This is a genomic window from Halorussus rarus (genome assembly GCF_003369835.1).
Taxonomy (GTDB): Archaea; Halobacteriota; Halobacteria; order Halobacteriales; family Haladaptataceae; genus Halorussus; species Halorussus rarus.
Window position 1 is genome coordinate 89,384 of sequence record NZ_QPMJ01000004.1, and the last position, 25,373, is coordinate 114,756.

Annotated in this window: 22 protein-coding genes; 12 read left to right on the forward strand and 10 right to left on the reverse strand. The window is 70.4% G+C overall.

What is annotated here, in order from left to right:
• The first annotated feature begins 121 nt into the window (after positions 1 to 121).
• From DVR07_RS19110 to DVR07_RS19120, 3 genes are all read left to right on the forward strand, one after another.
• Positions 122 to 352 (forward strand): zinc ribbon domain-containing protein, encoded by a 231-nt coding sequence (locus tag DVR07_RS19110; protein WP_115798919.1) that lies wholly within the window; start codon positions 122 to 124, stop codon positions 350 to 352.
• A gap of 190 nt (positions 353 to 542) precedes the next feature.
• Entirely contained in the window at positions 543 to 1,181 is a 639-nt protein-coding gene (locus DVR07_RS19115; RefSeq protein WP_115798920.1) for a metal-dependent hydrolase, read from the forward strand.
• Between the two features lie 84 nt (positions 1,182 to 1,265).
• Positions 1,266 to 1,553, forward strand: coding sequence for a hypothetical protein (locus tag DVR07_RS19120; protein ID WP_115798921.1), 288 nt, complete (start codon positions 1,266 to 1,268; stop codon positions 1,551 to 1,553).
• A 73-nt stretch (positions 1,554 to 1,626) separates the two neighbouring features.
• Here the strand turns inward: DVR07_RS19120 and DVR07_RS19125 are convergent, their stop codons facing one another.
• From DVR07_RS19125 to DVR07_RS19140, 5 genes are all read right to left on the reverse strand, one after another.
• The gene (locus DVR07_RS19125) at positions 1,627 to 2,676 is read right to left on the reverse strand and encodes an NAD(P)-dependent alcohol dehydrogenase (protein ID WP_115798922.1); all 1,050 of its coding nucleotides are present in this window, start codon (positions 2,674 to 2,676) and stop codon (positions 1,627 to 1,629) included.
• A gap of 40 nt (positions 2,677 to 2,716) precedes the next feature.
• Entirely contained in the window at positions 2,717 to 3,691 is a 975-nt protein-coding gene (locus tag DVR07_RS22230; protein WP_368281143.1) for an alpha-ketoacid dehydrogenase subunit beta, read from the reverse strand.
• Complete coding sequence (gene pdhA / locus DVR07_RS22235; RefSeq protein WP_205411005.1) at positions 3,681 to 4,826, reverse strand: pyruvate dehydrogenase (acetyl-transferring) E1 component subunit alpha; 1,146 nt, start codon at positions 4,824 to 4,826, stop codon at positions 3,681 to 3,683. Before pdhA ends, DVR07_RS22230 begins: the two co-directional genes overlap by 11 nt.
• A gap of 190 nt (positions 4,827 to 5,016) precedes the next feature.
• A complete protein-coding gene (locus DVR07_RS19135; protein ID WP_115798923.1) occupies positions 5,017 to 5,808 on the reverse strand; it encodes a DUF2182 domain-containing protein in 792 nt (263 codons plus the stop codon).
• 28 nt (positions 5,809 to 5,836) lie between these two features.
• Positions 5,837 to 6,448, reverse strand: coding sequence for a DUF1326 domain-containing protein (locus DVR07_RS19140; protein ID WP_115798924.1), 612 nt, complete (start codon positions 6,446 to 6,448; stop codon positions 5,837 to 5,839).
• Positions 6,449 to 6,589: 141 nt separating this feature from the next.
• Between DVR07_RS19140 and DVR07_RS19145 the strand changes: the two genes are divergently transcribed.
• The 3 genes from DVR07_RS19145 (at position 6,590) to DVR07_RS19155 (ending at position 9,311) form a co-directional block, all read left to right on the forward strand.
• Complete coding sequence (locus DVR07_RS19145; protein WP_115798925.1) at positions 6,590 to 7,750, forward strand: M24 family metallopeptidase; 1,161 nt, start codon at positions 6,590 to 6,592, stop codon at positions 7,748 to 7,750.
• 11 nt (positions 7,751 to 7,761) lie between these two features.
• Positions 7,762 to 8,022 carry a hypothetical protein gene (locus DVR07_RS19150; protein WP_162829632.1) on the forward strand — a complete coding sequence of 87 codons (261 nt, stop codon included), beginning with the start codon at positions 7,762 to 7,764 and terminating at the stop codon, positions 8,020 to 8,022.
• A gap of 152 nt (positions 8,023 to 8,174) precedes the next feature.
• Complete coding sequence (locus DVR07_RS19155; protein WP_115798927.1) at positions 8,175 to 9,311, forward strand: hypothetical protein; 1,137 nt, start codon at positions 8,175 to 8,177, stop codon at positions 9,309 to 9,311.
• A gap of 230 nt (positions 9,312 to 9,541) precedes the next feature.
• Here the strand turns inward: DVR07_RS19155 and DVR07_RS19160 are convergent, their stop codons facing one another.
• Complete coding sequence (locus DVR07_RS19160) at positions 9,542 to 14,077, reverse strand: GAF domain-containing protein (protein WP_162829633.1); 4,536 nt, start codon at positions 14,075 to 14,077, stop codon at positions 9,542 to 9,544.
• A gap of 208 nt (positions 14,078 to 14,285) precedes the next feature.
• Between DVR07_RS19160 and DVR07_RS19165 the strand changes: the two genes are divergently transcribed.
• Positions 14,286 to 16,091 (forward strand): MutS-related protein, encoded by a 1,806-nt coding sequence (locus DVR07_RS19165; protein WP_115798929.1) that lies wholly within the window; start codon positions 14,286 to 14,288, stop codon positions 16,089 to 16,091.
• Between the two features lie 162 nt (positions 16,092 to 16,253).
• Positions 16,254 to 17,456, forward strand: a complete 1,203-nt coding sequence (locus DVR07_RS19170; protein WP_162829634.1) for a glycosyltransferase family 87 protein — start codon at positions 16,254 to 16,256, stop codon at positions 17,454 to 17,456.
• Here DVR07_RS19170 and DVR07_RS19175 read toward each other — a convergent pair.
• Positions 17,431 to 17,643, reverse strand: coding sequence for a hypothetical protein (locus tag DVR07_RS19175; protein ID WP_115798931.1), 213 nt, complete (start codon positions 17,641 to 17,643; stop codon positions 17,431 to 17,433). The genes DVR07_RS19170 and DVR07_RS19175 overlap by 26 nt on opposite strands.
• A gap of 141 nt (positions 17,644 to 17,784) precedes the next feature.
• Here DVR07_RS19175 and DVR07_RS19180 point away from each other — a divergent pair, with 141 nt between their 5' ends.
• Complete coding sequence (locus DVR07_RS19180; protein WP_115798932.1) at positions 17,785 to 19,419, forward strand: protein kinase domain-containing protein; 1,635 nt, start codon at positions 17,785 to 17,787, stop codon at positions 19,417 to 19,419.
• Between the two features lie 45 nt (positions 19,420 to 19,464).
• Here the strand turns inward: DVR07_RS19180 and DVR07_RS19185 are convergent, their stop codons facing one another.
• A complete protein-coding gene (locus DVR07_RS19185) occupies positions 19,465 to 19,704 on the reverse strand; it encodes a hypothetical protein (RefSeq protein ID WP_115798933.1) in 240 nt (79 codons plus the stop codon).
• 171 nt (positions 19,705 to 19,875) lie between these two features.
• Here DVR07_RS19185 and DVR07_RS19190 point away from each other — a divergent pair, with 171 nt between their 5' ends.
• Complete coding sequence (locus DVR07_RS19190) at positions 19,876 to 20,634, forward strand: hypothetical protein (RefSeq protein ID WP_240147633.1); 759 nt, start codon at positions 19,876 to 19,878, stop codon at positions 20,632 to 20,634.
• A gap of 104 nt (positions 20,635 to 20,738) precedes the next feature.
• Positions 20,739 to 22,022, forward strand: a complete 1,284-nt coding sequence (locus DVR07_RS19195) for an ABC transporter substrate-binding protein (RefSeq protein WP_115798935.1) — start codon at positions 20,739 to 20,741, stop codon at positions 22,020 to 22,022.
• A gap of 279 nt (positions 22,023 to 22,301) precedes the next feature.
• On the opposite strand, the gene DVR07_RS22655 is transcribed toward DVR07_RS19195, so the two are convergent.
• Positions 22,302 to 22,481, reverse strand: coding sequence for a hypothetical protein (locus DVR07_RS22655; protein ID WP_368281144.1), 180 nt, complete (start codon positions 22,479 to 22,481; stop codon positions 22,302 to 22,304).
• Between the two features lie 448 nt (positions 22,482 to 22,929).
• Between DVR07_RS22655 and DVR07_RS19205 the strand changes: the two genes are divergently transcribed.
• A complete protein-coding gene (locus DVR07_RS19205) occupies positions 22,930 to 23,493 on the forward strand; it encodes a response regulator transcription factor (RefSeq protein ID WP_115798937.1) in 564 nt (187 codons plus the stop codon).
• 177 nt (positions 23,494 to 23,670) lie between these two features.
• On the opposite strand, the gene DVR07_RS19210 is transcribed toward DVR07_RS19205, so the two are convergent.
• A complete protein-coding gene (locus DVR07_RS19210; RefSeq protein WP_115798938.1) occupies positions 23,671 to 25,137 on the reverse strand; it encodes an amidohydrolase family protein in 1,467 nt (488 codons plus the stop codon).
• Positions 25,138 to 25,373 lie beyond the last annotated feature (236 nt).

Consider the following 25,373-nt stretch of genomic DNA (forward strand, 5'->3'; position numbering starts at 1 on the left):
GGCCGACCGCTCCCCGACCTCGCTTTCGATTTCCATATCAGAGGGCTAAATTTACGGAATCGTTTCCGGGACGTGGGGGAAAACGGTGGGTCTTTTATACGATGCCGCGGTTATTACGTGTATGGAACAACTACTCGAGAGTCGCGAGACCGGAACCGACGGCGTAGACCTCTCCCGCGGCGCGGACGACTTCGACTCGCTGCTGTTCTGTGGTCGATGCGGCGAGCGATTCCAGGCCGCCGAGGCCACCGACGACGGCTGGTACTATCGATGTCCGAACGACGACTGCGACGCGGAGGGGATCCACGAGGACCTCTACCCGGTCAAAGACGTGCTTCCATCGACACACTGAACCGCACCGACTCGCGGAGCGTCGCGGTCCGTCGACGCGCCGTCCCGACGCTCCGCCGGCGACCGCCGCGGCGCGAGGTCTCGCGCCGCGCCGCCCCCGACCGCGAGCCGCTCCTAGCTCAGAGCTACGGCCGTCGCTACCGATTCACGCGATACGCCTTTATACGTTCGCCGGCCTACCACTCGTTCACATGATGGCGACTACCCACGCGCTGTTCGGCGTCGTCCTGGCCAGCGCCGCGGCGGCCGTCGCGCCCGAGTTCGCGCCCGTCGCGCTCGTCGCCGGCGTTGTCGGGAGCGTCTTCCCCGACCTCGACCTCTACGCGGGCCACCGGCGGACGCTCCACTTCCCGGTGTACTACGCCGTCGCGGCGCTCCCGGCTATCGCGCTCGCGGTCGCGGTCCCCGCGACCGCCACCGTCGCGCTCGCGGTGTTCCTCGCCGGCGCGGCGGCCCACTCGCTGATGGACGTGCTCGGCGGCGGCCTCGAACTCAAGCCGTGGCGCGCCGAGTCCGAGCGCGCGGTGTACGACCACTACCGCGGGCGGTGGGTCCCGCCCCGGCGCTGGGTACGCTACGACGGCGCGCCCGAGGACTTCCTCGTCGCGGCGGCGTTCGGCGCGCCGGCCCTGCTGACCTACGACGGCCACGTCCAGGCGTTCGTCGCCGCGGTCCTGGCCGTCTCGGCGGGGTACGTACTGGCCCGCAAGCGGCTCGCATCGCTGGCCGAGCGCCTCGTCCCGCACGCGCCAGCAGCGCTCGACCCCCACATCCCCGAGCGCTTCCGCGACGGCGGCGACCCGGCGCCCCGCGGCGAGATGGGCGACTGAGGTCGGACTCCTCCCCTCGATTCGCCCCGCTCGACCCCCTTCTCCGTCACCGGATTTTAATACGCTGACCCCACTTCTCGACGTATGGCACCTTCCCGGCCGACTGTGTTCACGGTCGACGAGTACGACGCGCTGGAGTTCGACGCGGTGCTCTTCCGCGAGCGGAGCATCGTCTGCCTCGAAGGCACCGACGAGGTCCGGGTCGTCCCGCTGAACAAGGTCAACCACGTCGACGCCGACCCCGAGACGATGCTGGTCGAGCGCGAACTCCCCGAGAGCTTCTACGGCGGCGGCGACTACGGGTTCGTCGACCTGGAACAGTACCCCGAGCTCCAGCAGCACCTCGAGGACTTGGAAGCAGAGGAGTACTGAACCGCGGGACGCCGGCGGTCCCCTCGGTTCGCGATTCCGGCCGCCGAGCGTGGCCCGGCACCCGCTCCGGCGCTCAGAACCGAATCAGCGGTTTGATGACGCCGTCCTCCTTCGACGCCATCAGCTCGAACGCCTCGTCGATGTCCGCGAAGTCGAACTCGTGGGTCGTCATCGGCGTCGGGTCGACCCGGCCGGCGTCGAGCAGTCGGAGCAGCCGCCGCAAGCGGAGCCGGCCGCCCGGACAGAGGTCGGTCACGATGTCCTTCTCGGCCATGCCGACGCCCCACGCCTCCCGCGGGATGCCGACCGTCTCGCCCTCGCCGTAGTAGCCCACGTTCGAGACGGTGCCGCCGGGCTTCGTCACCGCGACGCAGTCGGCGAGCGTCTCCTCGCGACCGAGCGCCTCGATGGCGGCGTCGACGCCCGCGCCGTCGGTCAGCTCCAGGATTCGCTCGACAGGATCGGTCTCGGAGAAGTCGACGACCTCGTCGGCGCCGTACTCGCGGGCGAACTCCCGGCGCTCGGGGACGCTCTCGACCGCGAAAATCTCCCCGGCGCCCTGCAACGCCGCGCCCTTCGTCGCCATGAGGCCGACCGGCCCCTGCGCGAACACCGCGACGGTCCCGCCCATGGGAATCTCCGCGTTCTCGGCCGCGACGAACCCGGTGCTCAGCATGTCGCAGACGTAGACCGCCTCCTCGTCGGCGACGTCCTCCGGAATGGGCGCCAGGTTCGCGTCGGCGTCGTTGACGTGGACGTACTCGGCGAACACTCCGTCCTTCTCGTTGGCGAACTTCCACCCGCCGAGCGGCCCGTCCGACTGCGAGGGGTGGCCGTTCTGGGCCTCGGCAGACCCCCAGTCGGGCGTGATTGCGCTCACGGCGACCCGGTCGCCCGCGGCGAAGTCCTCGACCTCCGACCCCACCTCGTCGACGACTCCGACGGCCTCGTGGCCGAGCGTGAGGTTCTCGCGCTCGCCGATGGCGCCGCCGACGGTGTGAACGTCCGAGGTGCAGACGAGCGCCCGCGTCGGTTCGAGGATCGCGTCGTTCGGTCCCGGTTCCGGTCTCTCCTTCTCGGCGAACCCCGTCTCTCCGACGCCGTTCATGACGAATGCCTGCATCGAATCCCCCGACGGGGTGACGATACGGTCGCTATTCAATCTATGCCGACAGCGCGCGCTCGATGCCCCGCCGAATCCGCTCGGCGTCCGGTCGGTACGCGTCCTCGCGGGCGAACAGCGGGAACGGGACGTCGTAGCCCGTGACGCGCTCGACCGGCGCCTCCAGGTAGTAGAGCGCGTCGTCGTTGATGCGGGCGATGATTTCGGCCGCGAGCCCGGCGGTGCGTGGCGCTTCGTGGACCACGACGCACCGCCCGGTCTTCCGGACCGAGTCGAGTACGGTCTCCGAGTCCATCGGGGAGACGGTGCGGAGGTCAATCACCTCCGCATCGACATCTGCGTCGCCGCGGCCGACCGCGCTCAGCGTCTCCGCGAGCATCGCGCCCCACGCGACCACGGTCACGTCCGCGCCCTCCCGGACCACCTCGGCCTCCCCGAGCGGGACGGTGTGCTCGCCCTCGGGGACCGCTTCCCGCGAGGCCCGGTACCGGCTCGTGGGTTCGAGGAACATCACCGGGTCGGGGTCCCGGACGGCCGACGTCAGCAGCCCCTTCGCGTCCGCGGCGTTCGACGGCACCACCGTCTTGAGCCCCGGCACGTGGGCGTAGCCCGCCTCGAAGCTCTCGGAGTGGAGCTCCAGCGCCCGGATACCGCCCCCGTACGGGGTCCGGACGGTCATCGGCACGCCGAGCGTCCCGCGGGTCCGGCTCCGCAACCGGGTGGCGTGCTGGACGAGCTGGTGGAACCCCTGGTAGGCGAAGCTGGCGAACTGTATCTCTGTGACCGGCGTGTACCCCGTCGCACCGAGGCCGACGCCGAGTCCCAGGATGGCCGATTCGGCCAGCGGCGTGTCGTACACCCGGTCGGGGTACGACTCGCGGAGCTCCTTCGTCGCGCGGAACACCCCGCCGCTGACACCCACGTCCTCGCCGTAGACCAGCACCGACTCGTCGCGGGCCATCTCCTCGTCGAGCGCCTGCTGAATCGCCTCCACCATCCGGATCTCATTCGCCACGGCCGGACACCTCCCCGCCGCCGGCCCGCTCGTCGCCGCTCGACCCCTCCTCGGGCGTGGTCGTCTCGCCGCCGCCCGTCTCGCGCTCGAACTCCGCCTTCTGCCGGCGGAGCTCCGACGTCGGCTCGGCGTAGACGTAGTCGAACATCTCGGCGGGAACGACCCGCTTCTGGCCCTCCTTGGCCCGGTCGATCTCGTCGGCGATCGCCCCCTCGACCTCCTCGGCGATGTCGGCGATTCGCTCGTCGTCGAGCAGCCCCTCCGCCCGGAGGTAGCGCTCGAACCGGGCGATGGGGTCCCGGGCCTCCCACTCGGCCTCCTCCTCCTCGGTCCGGTAGACCCGGGGGTCGTCGCTCGTGGTGTGCATCGACCGCCGGTAGGTCAGCGCCTCCACCAGCACGGGGTCGCCTCCGCGGGCCGATTCGAGCGCATCCCGCGTCACGGCGTGGACGCCCAGCGGGTCGTTGCCGTCGACCTGTACCCCCTCGATGCCGGCCGCCACGGCCTTCTGGGCGATGGTCCCGGCCCGGGTCTGGCTCGCCCGGGGCGTCGAGATGGCCCACTGGTTGTTCTGACAGAGGAAGACGACGTGGGCGTCGAGCGCCCCGGCGACGTTCATCGCCTCGTAGACGTCGCCCTGGCTGGTCGCACCGTCGCCGAAGTAGACCATCGCGGCCTCCTCCTCGCCCGCGATCTCCTTGCCCCACCCGATGCCTGTGGCGTGAAGCGGCTGGGAGCCGACCGGTATCGACGGCGGGAAGTTCGCACCGTCGACCTCGGCACCCTCCTCCATCCCCATCGAGTACCACAGCAGCCGGTGGATGGGAGCGCCCCGCGCGAGCAGCGCCGCGCCCTCGCGGAAGGATGGCACCAGCCACTCCTCGGGGGCGAGGGCGGTCGCCGACCCGACCTGGGCGGCCTCCTGGCCGACGCCGGGCGCGTAGGTCCCGAGCTCGCCCCGGCGCTGGAGCGCGACCGCGCGCTCGTCCAGCCGCCTGGCGAGCCGCATGAGCCGGTAGAACTCCAGCAGTTGCTCGTCGTCGAGGTCCGGCGCGACCGCCTCGTCGAGGTTCGCCTCCTCGTCCAGTGCTTGCACGTACTCTATCGAGAACTCGGCCACCTGCTCACGGGTCACGGGTCGGCTACCACGGCGTCGCACTTAGGTGGCCGTGGCAGGAGGAAGGCGTTCGCCGATTGTATATACGGAGGCGGCAGACCGGCTCCTCGGTGGTTGCCCTGTGACGGTCGATGGCCGTGTAACGACGACTGGCGTACCCCCGTCGGCCGACCCGACAGGTGCGTTCATCAGTCGCGAGCGGTCGGCTCTACATCAGCGAAGTCACGACGGTTGCGATTCCGGCGACGCCGGCGAGGACGCCGACCGCACGCGCAAGCTGTCCGCCCCACGCGACCGTCCGCTCGAGCGAGAGCACGACCGCGATGAGGGCCATCCACACGATGTTCATCGAGCCCACGACGACCATGAACGCGAACAGCGCCCAGCAGCATCCGACGCAGAAAATGCTGAACTGCCAGCTCGTCCGCACGGCGCCCCGAACTCCCGGCCGATGGTGACTCATCAGGAATCCGAGCGGCGACCGGCAGTATCGAAGACACCGGTACTTGTACGGGGATAGCTGGTACCCGGCCAGAAGCAGCAGCGTCCCGCCCAGCAGGAGCGCACCGCGATCGCTCGCGAGGCCCGAGATCGGCACCGTCGCGTTGACGGCGAGCGGGACGATTCCCGTCAGCGTCCAGACGAACGCGTACGTGCCGACGAACGCTCCGACCCGCGCCGCTTTCCCTGCGGTCGACGATCCCTCGAGCGTCCTGGCGTACAGCCGGAAGAGCGGGATCGACGACGGATACATCATGGCGACCATCATCACCCCCCACATGAACAGGTAGAGGCCGATACCCGTCGCCCCGTTCGAGAGCGCCATCTCCTCGGGCACCCCCGGGTCGGACATCCGCGTGCCCGCCTCTCCGCCCGGCATCGGGAGCCAACGACCGACAACCGCCGCCCACGCCAGCAGTGCGAGCGCGTAGGTGACGACGGCGACTATCGGGATGCGCCGGCGAGTGATCCGGTCCCGTAACGAGTCGTGTGCCCCCATGGTAGCGTAGAGTACCGTCCGACCGCGGTCAGGAGTTCGCCAGCTCGAAGTCGCCGAGGTAGGCGTTGTTCCCCGAGACGTCCCACTCGAACTGGTCGTCGTAGGCGACGGTGGCCGTCGTCGACTTGCCCGTCTGCACCACGTGACTCTCCGTCAGCGGGTGAGGCGATACCGTGCCGACTTCTTCGTTGAACCCGACCGCACCGTTCGCGTCCATCGCGAGGACGTCACCGATTTCGACGGAGAAGTCCGACCCGTCCCGCGAGAAGCTGATCGGGACGGTCGCGACGTCGGCCGACCTGACGTGTGTGTCGGCGACGGGCGCCCAGATTCCGCCGGCCCGGCCGAAGTAGATGTCCTCGACGGCCGCGCGCTGGTCGTCGTCGGCCGTTTCATCGACGAGCAGGACGACGTCCCACTCCGTCTCGGAGCCGAACATGACGCCCTCCTCTGTCGAGATGAGCATGCCGACGTCCACCCCGTCCAGATCGACGTCGCCGTATCTTCCCTCCTCGATGTGCCACGCCAGCGAGACGTTGCAGACGTCGTCGTCCGGTGGTTCCATCCAGACGCACTGGCACGCCACGTCGCAGTTGCAGGCTTCGACGTAGTCCCCCTTGATAGTCCACTCCTGTGTCATTGGCGAACACCGTGTTGGGTGACAACGCTGAGCACGATATAGTTACCTAGCGGGAATCGGTCACCCGGGTGAAACTGTCTGAACTGTCCCGGCTCCATCCCCGTACGTACTTTTAACTCGAGTCGCGCGCAACTCCCGGACATGAGCGCGTTCGAGGACCGAACCCGGCGGTGTCAGCGCCGCCTCGACGAGGCGGGCGCCGACGCGGCCGTCCTGTTTCCGAGCACCAACCTGTTCTACGTCTCGGGGTTCCGCGAGGAGCCCGGCGAGCGCCACCTGTTCCTGGTCGTCCCGAGCGCGGAGCGTGGCTCCGCGGAAGGCGCGAGCGGGCACGGCCCGCGAGTCACCGGGGCCGACCCGGCGTTCGTCGCGCCCGAGATGTACGACGAGCAGATCCGCGACGCCTCCTGGGTCGCGGACGTCCGGCTCTGGGCCGACGGCGAGGACCCGACCGACCTCGTGGCCGACCTCGCCGACGAATTCGACCTCCGGGGCGGCCGGCTGCTGGTCGACGACACGATGTGGGCGCGGTTCACACAGGACCTCCGCGAGACGCTGCCCGACGCCACCTTCGGGCTGGCCAGCGAGGTCTTCGACGACCTCCGGGCGCGCAAGGACGAGGCCGAACTCGCGGCGCTCCGGACCGCGGGCGACCTCGCCGACGCGGTGAGCCTCGAGATACGGGAACTCGGCGAGGAGGCCGTCGGGATGACAGAGACCGAACTCGCGGCCGAGATCGATCGCCGCCTCGCGGAGAAGGGCGGCGAGGAGGTCGCGTTCGGGACCATCGCGGGCTCGGGCCCGAACGGCGCCAAGCCCCATCACCGTCACGGCGGGCGCGAGATCGAGCGCGGCGACCCGGTGGTGCTGGACTTCGGCGCGTACGTCGACGGCTACCCCGGCGACCAGACCCGGACGGTCGTGTTCGCGGGCGACCCGCCCGCGGAGTTCGAGCGGGTCCACGAGGTCGTCCGCGAGGCCCAGCGGGCCGCGGTCGAGGCCGCGGAACCGGGCGTCCCGGCCGAGTCGGTCGACCGCGCGGCCCGCGAGGTCATCGAGGACGCGGGCTACGGCGAGGAGTTCGTCCACCGAACGGGCCACGGCGTCGGCCTCGACGTCCACGAGGACCCCTACATCGTGGCGGGGAACGACGAGGAACTCGAACCGGGGATGGTGTTCAGCGTCGAACCCGGTATCTACCTGCCCGGCGAGTTCGGCGTCCGCATCGAGGACCTGGTCGCCGTCACCGACGACGGCTGCGAGCGCCTGAACGACTCGCCCCGGACGTGGGAGCCGCTCTGACCGAGTCTACCGTGACCTACCTCAGCCACGCCGTCCGGTCGATCCGGGACGACCCGGTCGAGGGGGAGTCGGTCCGACTCGTCCTGACCGTCGGGGGCGACGCCGACGAGTCGGCGGTCGCAGAATCGGTCGAGTCGCTCGGCGGCGAGGCGGTCCGGGACCTCCGGTTCGACCGCCTGCTGGTCGAGGTGGCCCAGACCGACGTCGACGCGGTCTGCTCGCTGGCGGGCGTCGCCTCGGTCGAGACCGACGCGGTGCTGGACCCGACCTGAGCCGCTCGGGGGCGGTCCGCGCCGTCTCGGCTGGGGCCGCGGATTCCCCCGTAGACGTTTTCACGGCGCGGTTCCGGGGTTGTACTAACCGAGCGGAGCCGCCACCGGGCAAGCAGTTTCAAGTGAGTGACTGGTGTAGGGTCTGCGGGGAAATGGGGGACGACGACACTGAACACCGGCCCGGTGCGGTCCACGACGAACCGGTGACGACGATGGGCCGGCGCCGGTTCGTGGACACGCTCGCGAGCCTCGGCTTCGGCGCGCTCTCCGCGAGTCTGCTCACCGCCGACGACGTGCGGGCGGCGAGCCGCGACGAGGTGCCGGTGGTCTACGGTCTGACGCGGAGCGACGACGGGGGATTGACCCCCCGGCGAAAGACGGTGCCGGCCGACTGGTACGAGGACTTCCGGACGGCGCTCGCGGCCCACCGGAACCTGGAGGCGGTCCACCGCGACGCGGTGGCGAACTCGGCGGTGGCGCCCGGGGAGTACGGCGGCGCGAACGCGTCGATTCGCGTCGAGATAACCTCGGAGGACGTCCGGGGCGACGTCCCCGAGCGCGTCCAGAACACGCCGGTCGAGGTCCGCAAGGTCGAGCGAGCGACCGGGGGCGACCGGGGCCTCCGGGCCGAACCGAGCGCGTCGGTCGGTCTCCAGGACGGCGGCGTCCCGGGGAGCGTCGCGGTCGCCAGCGAGGACCTCTACGGGACCTTAGCGCCCGCGATGCGCGACCCGGCCGACGGGTCGCTGTACTTCGCCACCGCCAACCACGTCTTCGGCGGGACCGGCAACGAGGGCAAGCCGATGTACCTGCTCGACGACGGCCGGACCAAGATCGGGGAGGTGCGGTCGGGCTACCCGAAGGCGGACGTCGTCTGCGCCAGCCCGACCGACGACTACCGACCGCTCCACCGCATCCGGGACGGGTCGCCCGGCCGGGTCCTGGGCCAGTTCACCCGGACCGGCCTCGCCGACCTGAAGGCCGCGGGCGAACCGCTGGAGAAGATCGGCGTCAAGACCGGCCACACGAAGGGGAAAATCCAGGCGGTGGACGGGCTCACCTGCGCCTACGGCGCCATCTGCAAGCAGGGGCAGCTCAAGTGGGGCGACGAGTCGGGATTCGACGACGGCGACAGCGGGTCGGTCAACTACCACCCCGACCCGGACGACCCGGACGCGGGCGTGCTCGTCGGCGGGTTCAACAACGCCCGGACGTGGTGGCCCGGCGAGAACTACATCTGGGGGACCGCGGCCCACCACATCACCGAGACCCACGGACTGACGTTCTGAACGGGCGGACTACCTGCACTTTCAGACTGGCGCGCGCTGGCGCGACCCTTGTGTCGCGCCAGTGCGTGCGAGGGACGAGGAGCACAGCGAAGCGAGCACCGCAGGAGGCTGGGGAGGGTGAGGCTGTCGCGGTGCGGGGCAGTGCGGAGATTCAGAGGTGACGGCAGTAGCTAGCGTCTCGCGGTCGTATCCCCCTAGACCCACCAAAGAACAGTCCTCGAACCTACAACTCACTCTTCGTCCAGAAACGCCGACAGTAGCTTCCGCTCGCCCACCCGGAGGTGCTGGTGGAACGTCGGCGGCGAGACGCCCAGCGACTCGCTGACCTCCTCGCCGGTCGACTCGCGGGGCCACTCGAAGAAGCCCGCGTAGAACGCCGCCTCCAGTGCCGAGCGCTGGCGCTCGGTCAGGTCCTCGCCCAGCGCGGTCCGGAACTCCTCGACCGTGCGGGCCGGCCGCTCGCGCTCGCGCTGGGCGGCGGCCGACGTGCCCGGCAGCCCCTCCTGGATGGACTCGACCACCGAGCGGACGTCTGCGTTCTGCGGGAGCTCGACCACGCTCCGGCCGCCCTCGGGGGTGAACTCAGCGTGCCGGAGCGTCCCGCCGTGGTCGGCCAGGCCGGTCAGCGGCGACGGCCCGGTGTAGACCAGCTCGAACAGCGCGCCGTCGTCGTGCTCGTTGATCAGGCGGGCCTGCTCGACGTCGTCGGCGTCCTCGGCCCGCGAGAGCACCGTCCCGGGGTCGAGCCCGTCCGCGGTGACGAAGTAGACGAACGACCCCTCGGCGGTCATGGTCACGCCCTCCAGCGCGAACCGGCCGCCCTCCTCGCGGGGGACCCGCGCGAGGAACCCCTCGCCGTGGTCGATCTCGAACTCCACCTCGACGACCGCGTCCGTCAGCAGCGCCCGCTTGTTCTCCGCGGCGTTGATGGCGTGGCCGATGGTCTCGCCCAGCTCGGCGAGCACCGCCCGCTCGCGGTCGTCGAAGGCGTTCGCGCGGTCGGCGTACACGCAGAGGACGCCGTACACCGTCTCGCGGTAGCGCAGCGGGAGCGCGGCCGCCGACTGGTAGCCCCGCTCGAGCGCCGCCTCGCGCCACGGCGCGAACTCGTCGTCCTCCGGGACGCTCTGTACCACCTGGACCTCTCCGGTCTCGACCGCGATCTGGGCCGGCCCGCGGGGCGTCTCCTCGTGCATGGCCTTGATCTCGTCGAGGTACCCCTCTCCGGCGCCCGCCCAGGTGGTCGGCTCCGCCCAGTCCGAACCGGCCATCGTCTCGCCGGTCCACGCGAACTGGTACTGGTCCGACTCCGCGAGCCGGTCGCAGACCGCCTGGAGTATCTCCTCGCGGGTCGCGGCACGGACCAGCAGCTGGTCGACGTCCCGGATGACCGCGTTGATGCGGTCGAGCTCGGCGAGCTGGCACCGCTGGTCGGCGAGCTCGGCCTCGCGGGCCGCCCGGTTGAGCGCGACCTCCGCGTTGGCCGCCAGGACCCGCACCAGGTCCATCTCGTAGTCGTCGAACGCGCCGACAGCCCGGGAGGCCACGGTCATCACGCCCCAGTCGCCCAGCGGGAACGCGCCGAACGCCCGGATGCCCTCGGCGCCGTTCTCGTGGGCGCGCGGGTCGTCCCACGCGTTGTCGAAGTGGAGCGCCTCGCCCTCGGCGAAGGCGGTGCCGACGATCCCCTCGCCGCGTTCGAGGGTCGGCGCCGCGCCGAGCTCGGCGACGGTGTCCTCGAGCTGGATGTACGGATCGAGCAGCTCGCGCTCCTCGTCCCACCGGAAGACCGTCGCGTAGGGGATGTCCAGGACGTTCTGGGCCGTGTCGACCGCGGTCCGGCAGATGTCGCGCTGGGACCCGGCCGCCATCAGATCGCGGGTCGCGCCGTGGAGCGCGTCGAGCATCTCCTCGCGCCGGACCCGCTCGGTCACGTCGTAGTAGAGCTCGACCCGGCCGCCGGCGTACAGCCCCGACTCGATGGGCCGGCTCCGGTGGTGGAGGTGGCGCTCCCCGCGGTCGCCGCCCGCCGTGACGTGGCAGGTGAACTCCTCGACGTAGCTGTTGTCCTCGTAGGTCGCGGTCACGGTGTCGACGAACGCCTCGTCGTCCGCGACCACGTCGCGTATCTCAGCGTCGATGAGCGACCGCTTGTCCGCCCCGAGCACGCGTTCGCGGTCCAGATCGAAGTACTCGGTCACCGCGGAGTTGGCCCACGCCACCTCGAACTCGTCGTCGAGCACGAAGATGCCGACGTCGGTGTTGTCCATCACGTCCTCGGTCATCGACCGGTGGCGCTCCGCGTTGCGCTTGCGCTCGGTGATGTCGGTGTAGATGACGTAGTGCTCGTCGCCGCCCGACACCGAGGCGTTGCGCACCAGGAAGTCCCGGACGCCGTCGACCGCCTCGCGCTCGACTTCGGCGTCGATACGCTCGCCGTTGCGCACGCGCTCGGTGAGTCGCTCGGCCTCCTCGCGCCGGCCGTCCGGAACGAGGATGTCGTCGATGGAGGCGCCCAGTGCCTCCTCGCCGTCGTAGCCGAACACGTCCTCGAACGCCTCGTTGACCGACAGGACGACCGGCTCGCCGTCCCGGAGCTCGTACCGCGCGGTCGGCTCCGGGACGTTCTCGAACAGGGCGGCGAACCGGTCGCGCTCGGCCCGGAGCGCCTCCTCCGACCGGACCCGGCTCAGCGCCTCGGCGGCGTGGGCGACCAGTAGCTCCGCCAGTCGGAGGTCCTCCTCGTCGAACTCCCCGGGGGTGTACGCCCCGGCCTGGAGCACCCCCACGTCGCCGAACGGGACGCTCAACACCGACCGGTACCGGTCGCTCACGACCTCGACGTCCCCGACCTCGTGGATGTCGTCGACGACGAACGTCCTGCCGGTCAGGTAGGTCTCGCCCGCCAGCCCCTCGTCGGCCCGGAGCACGTCGTAGCCCGTCTCGTCGAGCTCCGAGGAGGTGGCCTTCGGGACCAGGTAGCCGTCCTCCTCGACGTCGACCCCGCAGATGTCGAACTTCAGGATCTCCTCGGCGGCGTCGACGGTCCGGCGGTAGATCTCCCGGGGCGTGTCGCAGCCCTCCAGACTGACCGCCACGTGGTGGAGCTCCTCGATCTTCTGCTTCTCGCGGGTCAGGTCCCGCTCTAACTGCTTGCGGTCGGTGATGTCGGTGTAGATGACGTACCCGCCGGTGGCGTCGTCCGGGACCTTCGCGGTCCGGACCTGGAAGTCCCGGACCCCCGTCGCCGTCTCCCGGCGCACCTCCGCGTCGACGTGGTCGCCTCGCTGCATCCGGTCGACGTGTCGCTTCGCCTCCTCGGCGTACTCGTCGGGGACCAGGACGTCGAGCACCGACTCGCCGACGACCCGCTCGGCGTCGTAGCCGAACACCGCCTCGAACGACTCGTTGACCGACCGGATCACCGGCTCGCCGTCGACGACGTCGTGGTAGATGATCGCGTCGCGGGTGTTCTCGAACAGCGCGGCGAACCGGTCGCGCTCGGCTTCGAGGGCCGCCTCCGACCGGATGCGCTGGACCGACTGGGCCAGGTGGGAGGTCAACAGCTCGGCCAGCTTCCGGTCGCTCCGGTCGAACGCGCCGACCTCCTTCGAGACCGCCTGGAAGACGCCCACCTCGCCGACCGGGACGGTCAGCGCCGCCCGGTAGCCGCTGGCGGCCGGGTCGACGCCCGCCTCGCGGAGGTCGGCCGTCCGGATCGACCGGCCCGCACGGTAGGCCCGCGCCGCGAGGTTGTCGTCGGCCGACACCGGCGTGGTGGTGTAGACGCCGTCGGTCGGCACGCCCCTCGAGACCGCCTGTGGCACCAGCTCGCCGTCCTCGACCGTGTCGACCGCGCAGAGGTCGAACTCCAGCAGCTGCTCGGCCGTCTCGACCGCCAGCTCGCAGGCGGCCTCGACGCTGCCGGACTCCTCGAGCATCACCGCGACCTCGTGGAGCTCGCGGGTCTTGCGCTTCTCGGCCTCGAGCCGGTCGGCCAGCCGCTCGCGCTCGTTCACGTCCCGGACCACCGCCGAGAAGTAGCGCGCCCTGTCGCGCTCGGCCTCGCGGATCGACACCGCGAGCGGCACCTCGCGACCGTCGCGGTGCCGCCCCGTCAGCTCGACGTAGTCGCGCTGGTCCGGACCCGAGTCCGCGGCCAGCGACTCGACCACCTCGGCGACCCGGTCGGCCTCGCCGTCGGCGAGCAGCGTCCGGACCGGCTCGCCCGCGATGGTATCGGGATCGTAGCCGAACACGCGCTCGACCGCCCGGGTGGCGAACGCCACCTCGCAGTCCTCGTCGACGGTCAGGATGGGGTCGGGCGTCCCCTCGACCAGCGTCTCGACCCGGTCGGCGAGCCGGTCGCGCTCGTCGGCGGCCGACCGCAGCTCCGCGGCGCGCTCGACCCGTCGCGCGGTCCGCGCCGGGAGGTCGGCTCGCGGCCGGGTCGGGACGAACGCGACGTCGCGGGGCGCGTCCTCGACCGACTCGGCGACCAGCACCCTGGCGGCGTCGGGCCGGAGCTCGCCGACGGCGCCGAGCAGCTCCGCGCCGTCGACGTCGGGGAGGTCGGCCTCGGCGACGACGCAGTCGACCGCATCGGTCTCGATCCGGTCGAGCGCCTCGGTTCCGCGGCGCTCGACGCGCAGTTCGGAGTCGAACAGTTCCCCGGCGACGGCGGCCCCCCGCGTCTCCTCGCCGACGTACAGCACCCGTCGCGCGACGGCTCGCGGCCGGCCTCGTTCCCCCTCGGGCCGTTGCATTATTACCACGACAGACACCGGGAGGTTGTTAGCGTTTCGTCTCGGGTTGGGTTCGAAATCTCTTTTCCGTCCCGTGCGGCGTCGGAGACGCTCCGAACTCCTTTGTTCCTGTAATATGTGGGGCGGATAAATACCACTCGTCTGACGCACTCCGGGGCGCGGCGCGGCTTGTGTAACCATTAAGAGTCGGGGGCGGCACGTCTCGGACATGCGACTGGAGGAGTACTGGGGGGTCGGACCCAAGACGCGCGAGCGCCTCGAGGCCGAACTGGGCACCGAGCGCGCGGTGGAGGCCATCGAGTCCGGCGAGGTCCGTGCGCTCGTCTCGGCGGGGCTGCCCCGCGGGCGCGCGACACGCATCCTCCGGCGGGCCAACGGCGGCGAGGGGATGTCGGTCCTGGCGACCCGCGACGCCCGGGCGGTCTACAAGGAACTGCTCGACGTGGCCAGCGACTACGCCGTGACCGAGGACGCGGCCGACCGCATCCGGGTGTTGACGCCGCTGATGGACCGGGAAGAGGCCGAGGAGCGACTCGACGCGGTGACGGACGCCGCCGAATCGTGGGCCGCGCTGGACGACCCGACCCGCGAGGAGGTGCTGTCGGCGTTCGCCGAGTTCGCCGGCGACGACCGCATCGGCGAGGACGAGGCCGCGGTCCGGACCGTGCTCGCGCTCCGGGACGCCGGACTCTCCGAGGGAGCATTCTCGCGCGTCGCCGACATCGACCGCGCCGACCTCGAGGCCGCCGCCTCGGCGCTCGCGGACCTCGACGGCGGCGACGTGGCCCGGGGCGTCGACGACGAACTCGACGACCTCCGGGACGCGCTCGACGGCGCGGAGGCACTCTCGGCCGACTCGCTCGACGCGATGGAGGAGATCCGCGAGGAGGCCCGCGCCGGCGCGGAGTTCGGCGAGGTGGTGGTCGACTACGTGGCGAGCGAGACCGACGCCGGGTTCCAGCGCGTCCGGGACGCCGCGCCCGAGGACGCGGTCGACGCCGCCGACTTCGTGAACGCCACGCTCCGGAACCTGCTCGAGGACCTCCGGGAGACCGCCGAGGAGCGCGAGCGCTCGGTCGCCCGGCGGCTCCGGGGTCGAATCGCCGAGAACCAGGCCGCCGTCGACGACGCGCGGGCGGCGGTGTCGGACCTGGCGTTCCACCTCTCGCTGGCCCGGTTCGCCCGCGACTTCGACCTCGCCCGGCCGTCGTTCACCGACGAGGGCTTCGCGGTCCTGAACGCCCGGAACGTCTCGCTCGAGGCGGGCGGCGAGTCGGTCCAGCCGGTGACGTACGCGGTCGGCAGTCACGGGCTCGGGGACGGGTCGGCGTCCGATTCCGCCCCCTCCGAGGACGATGCGGACGCCGACCCGGCGCCGCCCGACGGCGACAGGGTCTCGGTGCTGACCGGCGCGAACTCCGGCGGGAAGACGACCCTGCTGGAGACGATGTGCCAGGTCGCGCTGCTGGCCCAGATGGGCCTGCCGGTGCCCGCCGAGCGCGCGGAGGTGTCGCTCTCCGAGGACATCGTCTTCCACCGGCGCCACGCCAGTTTCAACGCGGGCGTGCTGGAGTCCACCCTGCGGAGCATCGTCCCGCCGCTGACCGACGGGTCGAACACCCTGATGCTGGTCGACGAGTTCGAGGCTATCACCGAACCCGGGAGCGCGGCCGACCTGCTCCACGGTCTGGTCCGGCTCACGGTCGACCGCGGCGCGCTCGGGGTGTTCGTCACTCACCTCGCCGACGACCTCAAGCCCCTCCCCGAGAAGGCCCGCAAGGACGGCATCTTCGCCGAGGGCCTCGACGACGACCTCGAACTCGAGGTCGACTACCAGCCCCGGTTCGGCACGGTCGGCAAATCCACCCCGGAGTTCATCGTCTCCCGGCTGCTGGCGGGCGCCGACGACCGGACCGAGCGGGCCGGCTTCGAGACGCTGGCCCGCGCTGTCGGCGAGGAGGCGGTCCAGCGCACCCTCGACGACTGGTCGCCCGAGGCCGAGGCGGACGACTGATCTCGGATGGCAGGTCCCCCGAACGGCGACGAATCCGCCGATTCCTCCGCGTCCTCCGGACCGTCGGCATCCTCTCCGTCGTCTGCGCCCTCCGCGACCTCCCCGTCTCCCCCACCGGCTACTCCTTGGGACGCCCGCCTCGTCCTCGCCGCCGGCGTCCTGTTGGGAATCGTCGGCCTCGCCGCCACCGTCGCTCGACACCCGGCGAAGATCGGCATGGACCTCCAGGTGTACTACTTCGCGGCAAAAGCCGCCCTCTCGGGCGCGGACTTCTACGCGGCCGCGCCGCCGGCCCACCCGACCTACGGCTACGTCTACCCGCCGGTCACGCTCCCGGTCTTCTACCCCTTCGCGCTGTTCGGGAGCTGGCGGGCCGCGTTCGCCGCGTTCACCCTGCTCAACGTCGCCGCGGCGCTCGCTACGGCCGCCCTGCTCGTCGACTACGTCGAGCGCTACCGCCAGCCCCTGGCCCGGCTCGACCGCGCGCTGATCGCGGGCTTCGTCCTGCTCTCGCTCCACTCGGCGTCGACGCTGCTGTACGGGGAGACCAACTACTTCCTCGTGCTGGCGCTCGTCGCGGGGTTCCGGTGGCTGGACGCCGCCGAAACCACCGACGTCGGTGCGGAGACCCGCGGTTGGCTCGGCGACGAGGCGAAGGCCGGCGTCGCCTTCGCGCTCCCGGCGGTGGTCAAACTCTTCCCGGCCGCCGTGGGGCTCTGGCTGCTCCGTCGCCGGGCCTGGCGGGCCGTCGCGGCCGCGACCGCGACCGGCGTCGGGGCGTTCGCGCTCGGCGTCGCGGCGTTCGGCGTCGACGCCCACCTGACCTACCTCGACGTCGCGGTCCGCCCGCGGCTGTCGAGCGAGGAGTTCGCCGGCGGACTCGACCCGGCCGCGGCCATGGTGACGCTCCGGCGGCCGCTCTCGGTGCTACTGCCGGACCTCGACCCCTCGCTCTACGGCCCGCTGGCGTTCCTGCTGCTCGCGCCGGTCGTGGCGTACTGCTACCGGCGGATCGACGGGCCGGTCGAGCGACTGGTCGCCGTCTTCGCCACGATGGCGGCGATAGTCGTCGGGTTCCCGTCGCTGCTGCTGTACGCCGTCTTCCTCGTCTTCCCGCTGGTTCCGCTGCTCTACCTGCTGGAGCGCGGGCCGGCCCGGCGGCTGTTCGTCGCGGGCGCGTTCGTCTCGAACGTCGCGGTGACGCTGGCAAACGTCCGGGCGCTGGTCGGGGCGACGCCGATTCCGGCCGGCGTCCTCGACGTTGCGACGCCGGTGCTCACCTTGGGAACTCCGACGCTCTACGGCGTCGTCCTGATGCTGGCCGCCTGCGCGCTCGCCGTCAGAAGAACATCGCCCACGCGATGAGTCCCATGGTGAGCACCGCCAGGAGCGCGGGCAGCAGTCCGAGCAGAACCGTCGTGAGCCGGTCGAGCCGGCGCTCGTCGTCGACCGGCTCGAGCACGCTGTAGCCGCACTCCACGCACTGCTTGCGGTCGCTCCGGTGCTTTCTCCCGCAGTCCTTGCACTTCCAGCGCTTGGGACCGAGACTCATTGACGTTGGCCCACCCGATGAACGCATGTGTTTTAGGTCTTGCGTCCCGCGGCGGGTCGACGCCGACGATTCGTCGTCTCGCGGCCGGAACGGACCAACACTCACGAACACTTATCAATTCGGCGCGAGTTCCGGGAACCGATGGACGGACGCGAGCGGGACGACGCGGCGGACGACCGCGAGCGCGGCAGGGCGGGCGCCGACCGCGAGCGGTTCGACCGCCTCCGCGAGGCGGCCCGCGACCGGTGGGCCAGCGCCGACGGGGACGTCGACGCCGCGGCGCCGCGCCTCGACAGCGCCGACGCGGACGAGCGCGCGGCGGCGGCGTGGACCCTCGCGGAACTCGCCGCGAGCGACCCCGACCGCGCCCGCCGGCTCCCGGTCGAGGACGGACTCGCGCCGCTGCTGGCCGACGGCGACCGGTGGGTCCGCAGGGGCGCCTCCTGGGCGCTGGCGGCCGTCGCCGAGGACCACCCGGCGCGGGCCCGGGCCGGCCTCTCGGCCGTCGCCGGCGGCCTGACCGACGACGACCCCCTCGTTCGAGAAAACAGCGTCCTCGCGTTCGCGGACGTCGCCCGGGAGTACCCGCGCGCCGCCGAACCCGGGCTGAGCGACCTCGCGGCCCTCGCGTCCGACGGCGACGACCGGGTTCGACGGACCGCCGTCGAGACCCTCCGGCGACTCCTCGTCCGCCTCGACGAGGACGGCTTCCCGCGGACCGTCGCGGTCACGCCGGAGGTCGCCGAGAGCCTGCGCGGCGAGGCCGACGTGGTCGAGGTGACCGAAGAGGACGACGACCCCGACGGTCCGGCGGTCCGGGTCCGCGACGCGTCGGCGGACGAGGAGCGCGGCGATGACGAGGGTGATGGAGATACCGAGGGTCCGGGCGACCGCGACGAGGAATCGCTCGGCCCGCCGGAGCGGATTCCCGAGGTGCCCGCGGTCGAGGGCCGGCGCCGCGACTTCGACAGGCTCTCGGACCTCGGCGGCGGCCCGCTGACGACCGCCGCGAAGGCCCGGGTCCGAACTGTCGGCGAGGGCGGCCACCACGTCGTGGTCGTCCTCCGGTCGCTCCGGGCCGGCGCCGGCGTCGACCCCGACGAGTTCGCGGCGGCGATACGCGCGTGGGACAGCCTCGACGACCACGACCACGTCGCGCCGGTCCTGGCCCGCGGCGAGACGCCCCGGCCCTGGCTCGCCACCGAGTTCATGGACGGGGGTAGCCTCCGGGACGCCGTCGGCTCGGCGGGTATCGGGCGCGCGGTGTGGTACGCCCACTGCGTCGTCACGGCGGTCTGTCACGCCCACGCACGCGGCGTGGTCCACGGCGCCCTCCGACCCGGCGCGGTCGGCCTCTCGCGGACGCTGGGGGCGTGGCCGGTCCCGAAGGTCGGCGACTGGGCGTTCGGCGGTCCGCTGTCGGCGGTCCGGGACCTGCCGGTGCCGCCGGCCTACGCCGCGCCCGAGCACGTCGCCCCGGACGAGTTCGGCCGCCCCGACCCCGCGACCGACGTCTACCAGGTCGGGGCGCTCTGCTACGCGCTGCTCGCGGGCCGGCCGCCGTTCGTCGGCGACCCGGACGACGTCGCGCGCCGGGTCACGACCGAGGACCCGGCGCCGCCGAGCGCGCACGCTCCGGCGGTGCCGGAGACGCTCGACGCGCTGGTCGACCGGGCGCTCGCCAGGGAGAAGCGCGCGCGGTTCGAGACGGCCGAGGACCTCCGGCGGGAACTGGAGGTCGTCGCGCGCGACCTGTCGCTGTCCGTCGAGCTGTAACTGTCGCGCGGGTGTAACCGCGGCCCGGTCGCGGCCTTGTTCCACTCAGCGCCCGCCGGCCGGACCGTCGTCGTGGAAGTAGACCACGCGCTCGGAATCGCTCCGGGCGCGCTCGTCCTCGGCGTCGTACCGGGTCGCGCACCGCCGCGCGTACTTCGTCAGCGCCGAGAACGGCGGCCCGCCGAAGACGTCGGCCCAGCGGTCCCCGCGCTCGACCACGACGCGCTGGTCGTAGGCTTTGCCACAGACCGGGCAGGGCGTCTCGTCGGGGTCGTGGGAGTGCACGTCACGCTAGACGGACGCGAGCGGTTTCAATCTCCCGGGCGCCGGCGGTCCGGAACGTCGCTCCGCGCGACCCGGTGCCGGAAGCCCCGCATCCGGGACCGCGGAGAGCGGCGGGTCGCTCCGCGGTTGGCGGCCGCCCGACCGCACTCCGCCCGCATTTAAGTATCCTCGATGCGACAGGACGGTACGATGGCGCTCGCGTCGCTCACCGCGCAGGCGTCCGGCGACCCGAGCGGTGCGGTCGTCCGCTTCCTCGGGTCGGTGCTGCTCGCGTTCGCGGCCGGGACGTTCGGCTACTACGCGCGCCGGAACCGCCGGCTCGACCGACTGGAGTCCCAGCGACCGTTCTGGCGGTACCTCGGCCTGGTTGGGGCGACCGCCGGCGCCTTCGGCGTGCTCGGCGTCGCCGGCGTGGTCGCCGAGTCGCGCGCGCTGACCGCGTTCGGCCACGGGGCGCTGCTGCTGTGCATCGTCTTCCTCGCGTTCTCGATGCGGGAGGTGTACTACAACTCCGCGCTCGCGCCGCCGCCCGACGAGCAGCGGTTCTCGCTGGCGACGCTGCGCCGGATCGAGGCCGGCTTCGTCGCGGTCATCCTGGTCGAGTGGGTCGCGGTGCTGCTCATCGACCAGACGGTGGTCGCCGAACTCGTGAAGGGGGTCGGCAGCGTCGCGTTCGCGGCCTACGGGCTGGTGTTCGCCGAGAAGCTGGAGTCGATGGCCAGGGGCACCAGCCTCGACACGCTCCGCCGCCACCTGATGCCGGTGCTGGCGGCGCTCGGCGGGCTCGGGCTGGCGGACCTCGGGGCCGCCGCGGGGATCAGCCCAGTGGTCGCCGGGGCGGTCGAGAACGTCTTCCTCGTCCTGGTCGCGGGCTTTCTCATCACCGCGACCATCCGGCTCCAGCAGAACGTCGAGGGGCTGTCGGCCTGACCAGCGCATCCGACGCCGCCTCCGCCTTTCCTCCGCGCCCGCAGTGGCCGAACGCGTCGGAAATCATTAGTATCACCCCGTAGTCTTGCCGCCGGGGGTTACCAATGGGAGCAAACGACGACACGTTTTCGAGGCGCAGGTATCTGAAGGCGACGGGCGCGGCGGGCGCCGCGGGACTCGGGAGCCTGACCGGCTACCTCGACGCACAGAACAATCCGCTCGAAGTACAGCACTGGTGGACCGGCGGGGACGGCGGGCGGGCCATCAGCGCGCTGTTCGAGGGGTTCCGCGAGCAGTACCCCGACGTCCAGGTCAACGAGAACCCGGTGGCGGGCGGCGCGGGCCAGAACCTCCACACCGTCATCAAGAAGCGGGTGCTGAACAACAACCCGCCGAGCACCTGGCAGGACTGGCCGGGCCAGAACCTCACGCCGTACACGGACGCTGGCGTCCTCGAGGACATCGAGGAGTCGGTGTGGGACCAGAACGACATGAAGTCGGCGTACCTGGAGGGGCCCAAGCAGGTCGCCCAGCCGGCGGGCAACTACGTGACGGTCCCGCTCAACATCCACCGGCTCAACAACCTGTTCTACAACGTCGAGGTCGTCGAGCAGGCCGGCGTCGACCCGACGTCGTTCTCGTCGCCGAGCGACCTGCTGGCGGCGCTGGAGACCGTCGAGGCCGAGACCGACGCCGCGGGGATGGCCCACCAGACCCAGTCGCCGTGGTCGACGCTCCAGCTGTGGGAGACCGAGCTGCTGGCCCGCCACGGCCAGCAGACCTACGAGCAGTTCGCGAACGGTAACGTCGGCGCGGTCGAGAGCCAGGTGAAGGACGCGCTGGAGGCGGTCAAGGGGTACCGCCAGTACTTCAACGACGACGCCGGGTCGGTCGACTGGACCCAGGCCAACTCCAAGGTCGTCAACGGCGGGGCGGCGTTCATCCATCAGGGCGACTGGGCCGCGGGCATGTACCGCGGCCAGGACGGCTTCGAGTACGAGCAGCACTGGAATCAGGTGACCTACCCGGGCACGAGCGGGATGTACTCGCTGGTCATCGACTCGTTCCCGTTCCCGAAGAACAACCCGTCGCCCGACGCGACGACCAAGTTCCTGCGGTACGTCGGCAGCGTCGACGGGCAGCGCCGGTTCAATCCCCTGAAGGGGTCGATCCCTCCGCGGACCGACGTCCCGCGCGACGCGTTCGGGCCGTTCCTCCGGAGCCAGATGGACGACTTCCAGAACGCGCAGACCCAGCCGCCGTCGACCGCCCACGGGCTGGCGGTCACGCCCGAGCAGCTGACCAACCTCGAGGGCGCCATCTCGACATTCAACTCCTCGTGGAACGTCCAGCGGACCTTCGACCAGCTCCAGCAGGCGTTCCAGTAGCGCGACCCGGCGGCCCGCCGGGTCCGCACAGCTAACCACGAAGCAGTGCCGCATCGACGAACTTTCGCTGCGGACGGACCGCAGCGTCAGCGGAGTCCAGTCGCTACCGGGGTCGGAATCAGGGCGGCGGGGACCGCCCCGGTCAGAGGCACAGTGGCTGTTTACGACTCCCTTGCCTGCGACGTGAGGGGGAGGACCCCCTGCAGGCGTATCTTAGTACTGACTGAACGTTCATATCAATACTGCATGGCATGGCGGTTCTTTAAGTGTCCTCCCGACTCACCCCGGCGACTCCGCGTCCGCAGGTGCTTCGACCGATAGGGGTTCGTACAACCGCTTGCGCGCGTCGGGGACGTACAGTCGCTCCTCGACGAGTTCGTCGTCCTCGAGCTTCGTCAGGGCGTCGCGGGTGGTCCGCGGCGGCAGGAGCGCCTGCTCGCGGATCTGACCCTGCGTCAACGGTCCGCCGGCGCCCTCGAGAACCTTGTAGACGAGTTTCGCGCTCGGTGGAAGCGCTACGAGTCGTTCGAATCGTCGCTGTGGCGTCGTCTCCGAATCACTGCCCGTGGCAAAAACGATCACTGGACTTCGACATGGCCAGTTCAGCGTTCGATGGCGACCGGTTTAGTCGTTGCTGTTCCCGAGGCGACGACGGAGACGTCGTCGGGTCGGCGCGTCGCTTCGGCGAGTCGAACCCGGGCCCTCGGGACCGAACCTGTTCGGACTCAATGCCGGTCGCGACGCCGGCGTTCGAAGGCCGCTGCGCTGACGCCGTCGTACCGCCCTCTGCAAAATTTTGCACGGCAGCGAGCGAATCGTTTCCGCTCGGTAACCACAAGATATAAGTTCATCTTGTCGCATGATTCAGTCGGTAAACAGAGGCTGTTTGCGTCGCGCCCGAATCATCATGTCCCCCGACCAATCGACAGTGCTCGTCGTCGACGACGAGCGAGACGTTGCGGACCTCTACGCGATGTGGCTGGAAGGCGACTATCGCGTGCGGAGTGCCTACGAGGGCGACGAGGCGCTGGCGGTCCTCGACGACGACGTCGACGTCGTCCTGCTGGACCGCCGGATGCCCGGCCAGTCGGGCGACGAGGTGCTCGGGCAGATCCGCGAGCGCGACCTCGACTGCCGGGTCGTGATGGTGACGGCGGTCAAACCCGACTTCGACATCCTCGAGATGGGGTTCGACGACTACCTCGTCAAGCCGGTATCGAAGGACGAACTCCACGAAACGGTGGAGAAGATGCTCACCAGGGTCGACTACGACGCCCAACTCCAGGAGTACTTCTCGCTGGTCTCGAAGCGGGCGGTCCTCGAGGCCGAGAAGGACACCGAGTCGCTGGCCTCGAACGAGGAGTACGCCCGACTCCAGGCAGAGATCGAGGAACTGGAGACCGTGGTCGACACCACACGGGCCGAACTCGACGACCACGACGACTTCGTCGGCGCGTTCCAGGACCTCTGACTCTCGGCTCACCTCTTTACGCCGGTTCTCGGGCGAGAGGATGGTACCGTCAGCGACCAGCCCGACTAGCTAACTCACCGCTCGAGTCCTCGGACCGAGGACGCGCTGGCTGTAGTTGCGAATGCCAGAATTTGTGCATCAGTTGTGGTTGTTTCCGGGCAACCCTACTGACTTGTCTCAGAACGGGTATTTGTCCTTGATCGATTGGAACGCAAGCCGTCCGAGCAACTGGGCAGGGCCGCGCTTCGGCAGGTCTCGAGCGACACCCATTTTGCTCGGCGGCTCACTTCCACCGATTCCGAGTTCCCAGTCAGTCTCCGACGCGAAGCGGTCGACCGCGGATTCGACCCTCTCGCGCACAGCGTCGGCGTCCATCGTCTCGACTTCGCCATCTCGCATCAGCACGTCGCCGTCGACGATGACCGTCTCGACGTCAGCGGGCGCCGCGTTGTTGGCGACGTGGGCAGGGATGTTGGTCAGCGGCGTGAACTTCGGCTTCTCAACGTCGAGCAGGATGACGTCGGCCCGCTTGCCAGACTCGATGCTGCCGATCTCATCGCCGACGCCGAGGGCTTCTGCCCCCTCGATGGTGAGCATCCGAACCAACTCCATCGAGTGGTATTGACCGGTCGACCGCTTGAGATTGGCCGCGAGTCGCGCTTGTCGCGCCTCCCCGAACATGTTGTAGGAGTCGTGCCAGTAGTGGTCGTCGATGCCCAGTCCCACGTCGACGCCCGCCGCGCGGAGTTCCGGCACCGGCGTCCACTGCACATCGCCGTCCGTGTTCCAGTAGCAGAATATGGACGGACAGTGTGCGACCGATGCGTCCGCCTCGGCAGTCCGCCGAATGTCCTCGTCGTCGGCGAGGCGGAAGTGGGCGGCCACCAACCGGTCGTCGAGGAGGCCGACGTCGTCGAGGAGGTCAAGCGAGTCCTCGGCGCCGTTCGACCGTGCCATCGTGTTGCTTTCCTCAAGTTCGAGCAGGTGGGTGTGAACGAGCAGGTCGGGATACTCGGCGGCGAGATCGGCTGTGCGCTCCCACAACTCACGGGTACACGACCAGTCGTCGTGAGGGTTAATCGTCGCTCGAATCCGGCCGTCGTAGGTGTCGTGGTACTCGTCGATGAACTCGCGGGCGCGGGCGAACTGCTCATTGACAGGCACGTCCCAGAAGAGGTCGGAGAGTGCCATCCCGAAGAATCCGCGGAGCCCCGCCTTGCCGAACGTCTCTGCGCCCGCGCTCGGGCGGACGTCCATTGAGTTGACGGTGGTGACGCCGCCGGCGAGGAAGTTGAGGGCGGCGAGTTCGTAGCCCGCCTCGGTGAGGTAGTCGTACTCGCCTTCGGCGATGTGGCCGAAAATGGCAGTCATCCCGCTCATCATCTCCATCAGATCGAGGTCGCTGAATGCGCCGAGGAGCGGTGTTAGTTCGAGGTGGGTGTGAGCGTTGACGAGGCCCGGCATCACGAGCTTGCCCTCGCCGTCGATGACGCGGGCGGCCGCGATGTCCGCATCGTCGTCCCGAGACGCTCGCACCTCGGTGATACGACCGTCTTCGATGACTACCGTTCCTTGTTCGTAGAGTCGATTCCTATCGTCGACCGTGAGTACGTATGCGTCGTGAATCGCGATGTCAGCGTTCATTTTTGTTCAGATATTGGATGATTTCTTATCAGGATTGGCATTGCTCGTCGTCACCCAGTCAGGTGCCCGACGGCATTCCCGGAGTTCCGTGGTTTCCTTGAGCAGAGGATTCACGCCCTCCTGTGATCTCGGTTCCGGGCTAGCCCTTCGGTAGAGGCATCGCTCTTCTTGGTCACAGTTATGTCTGATTAGGGATGCGACTTGATTTCGCTCCAATTCACGAAAGCGAAAGTATG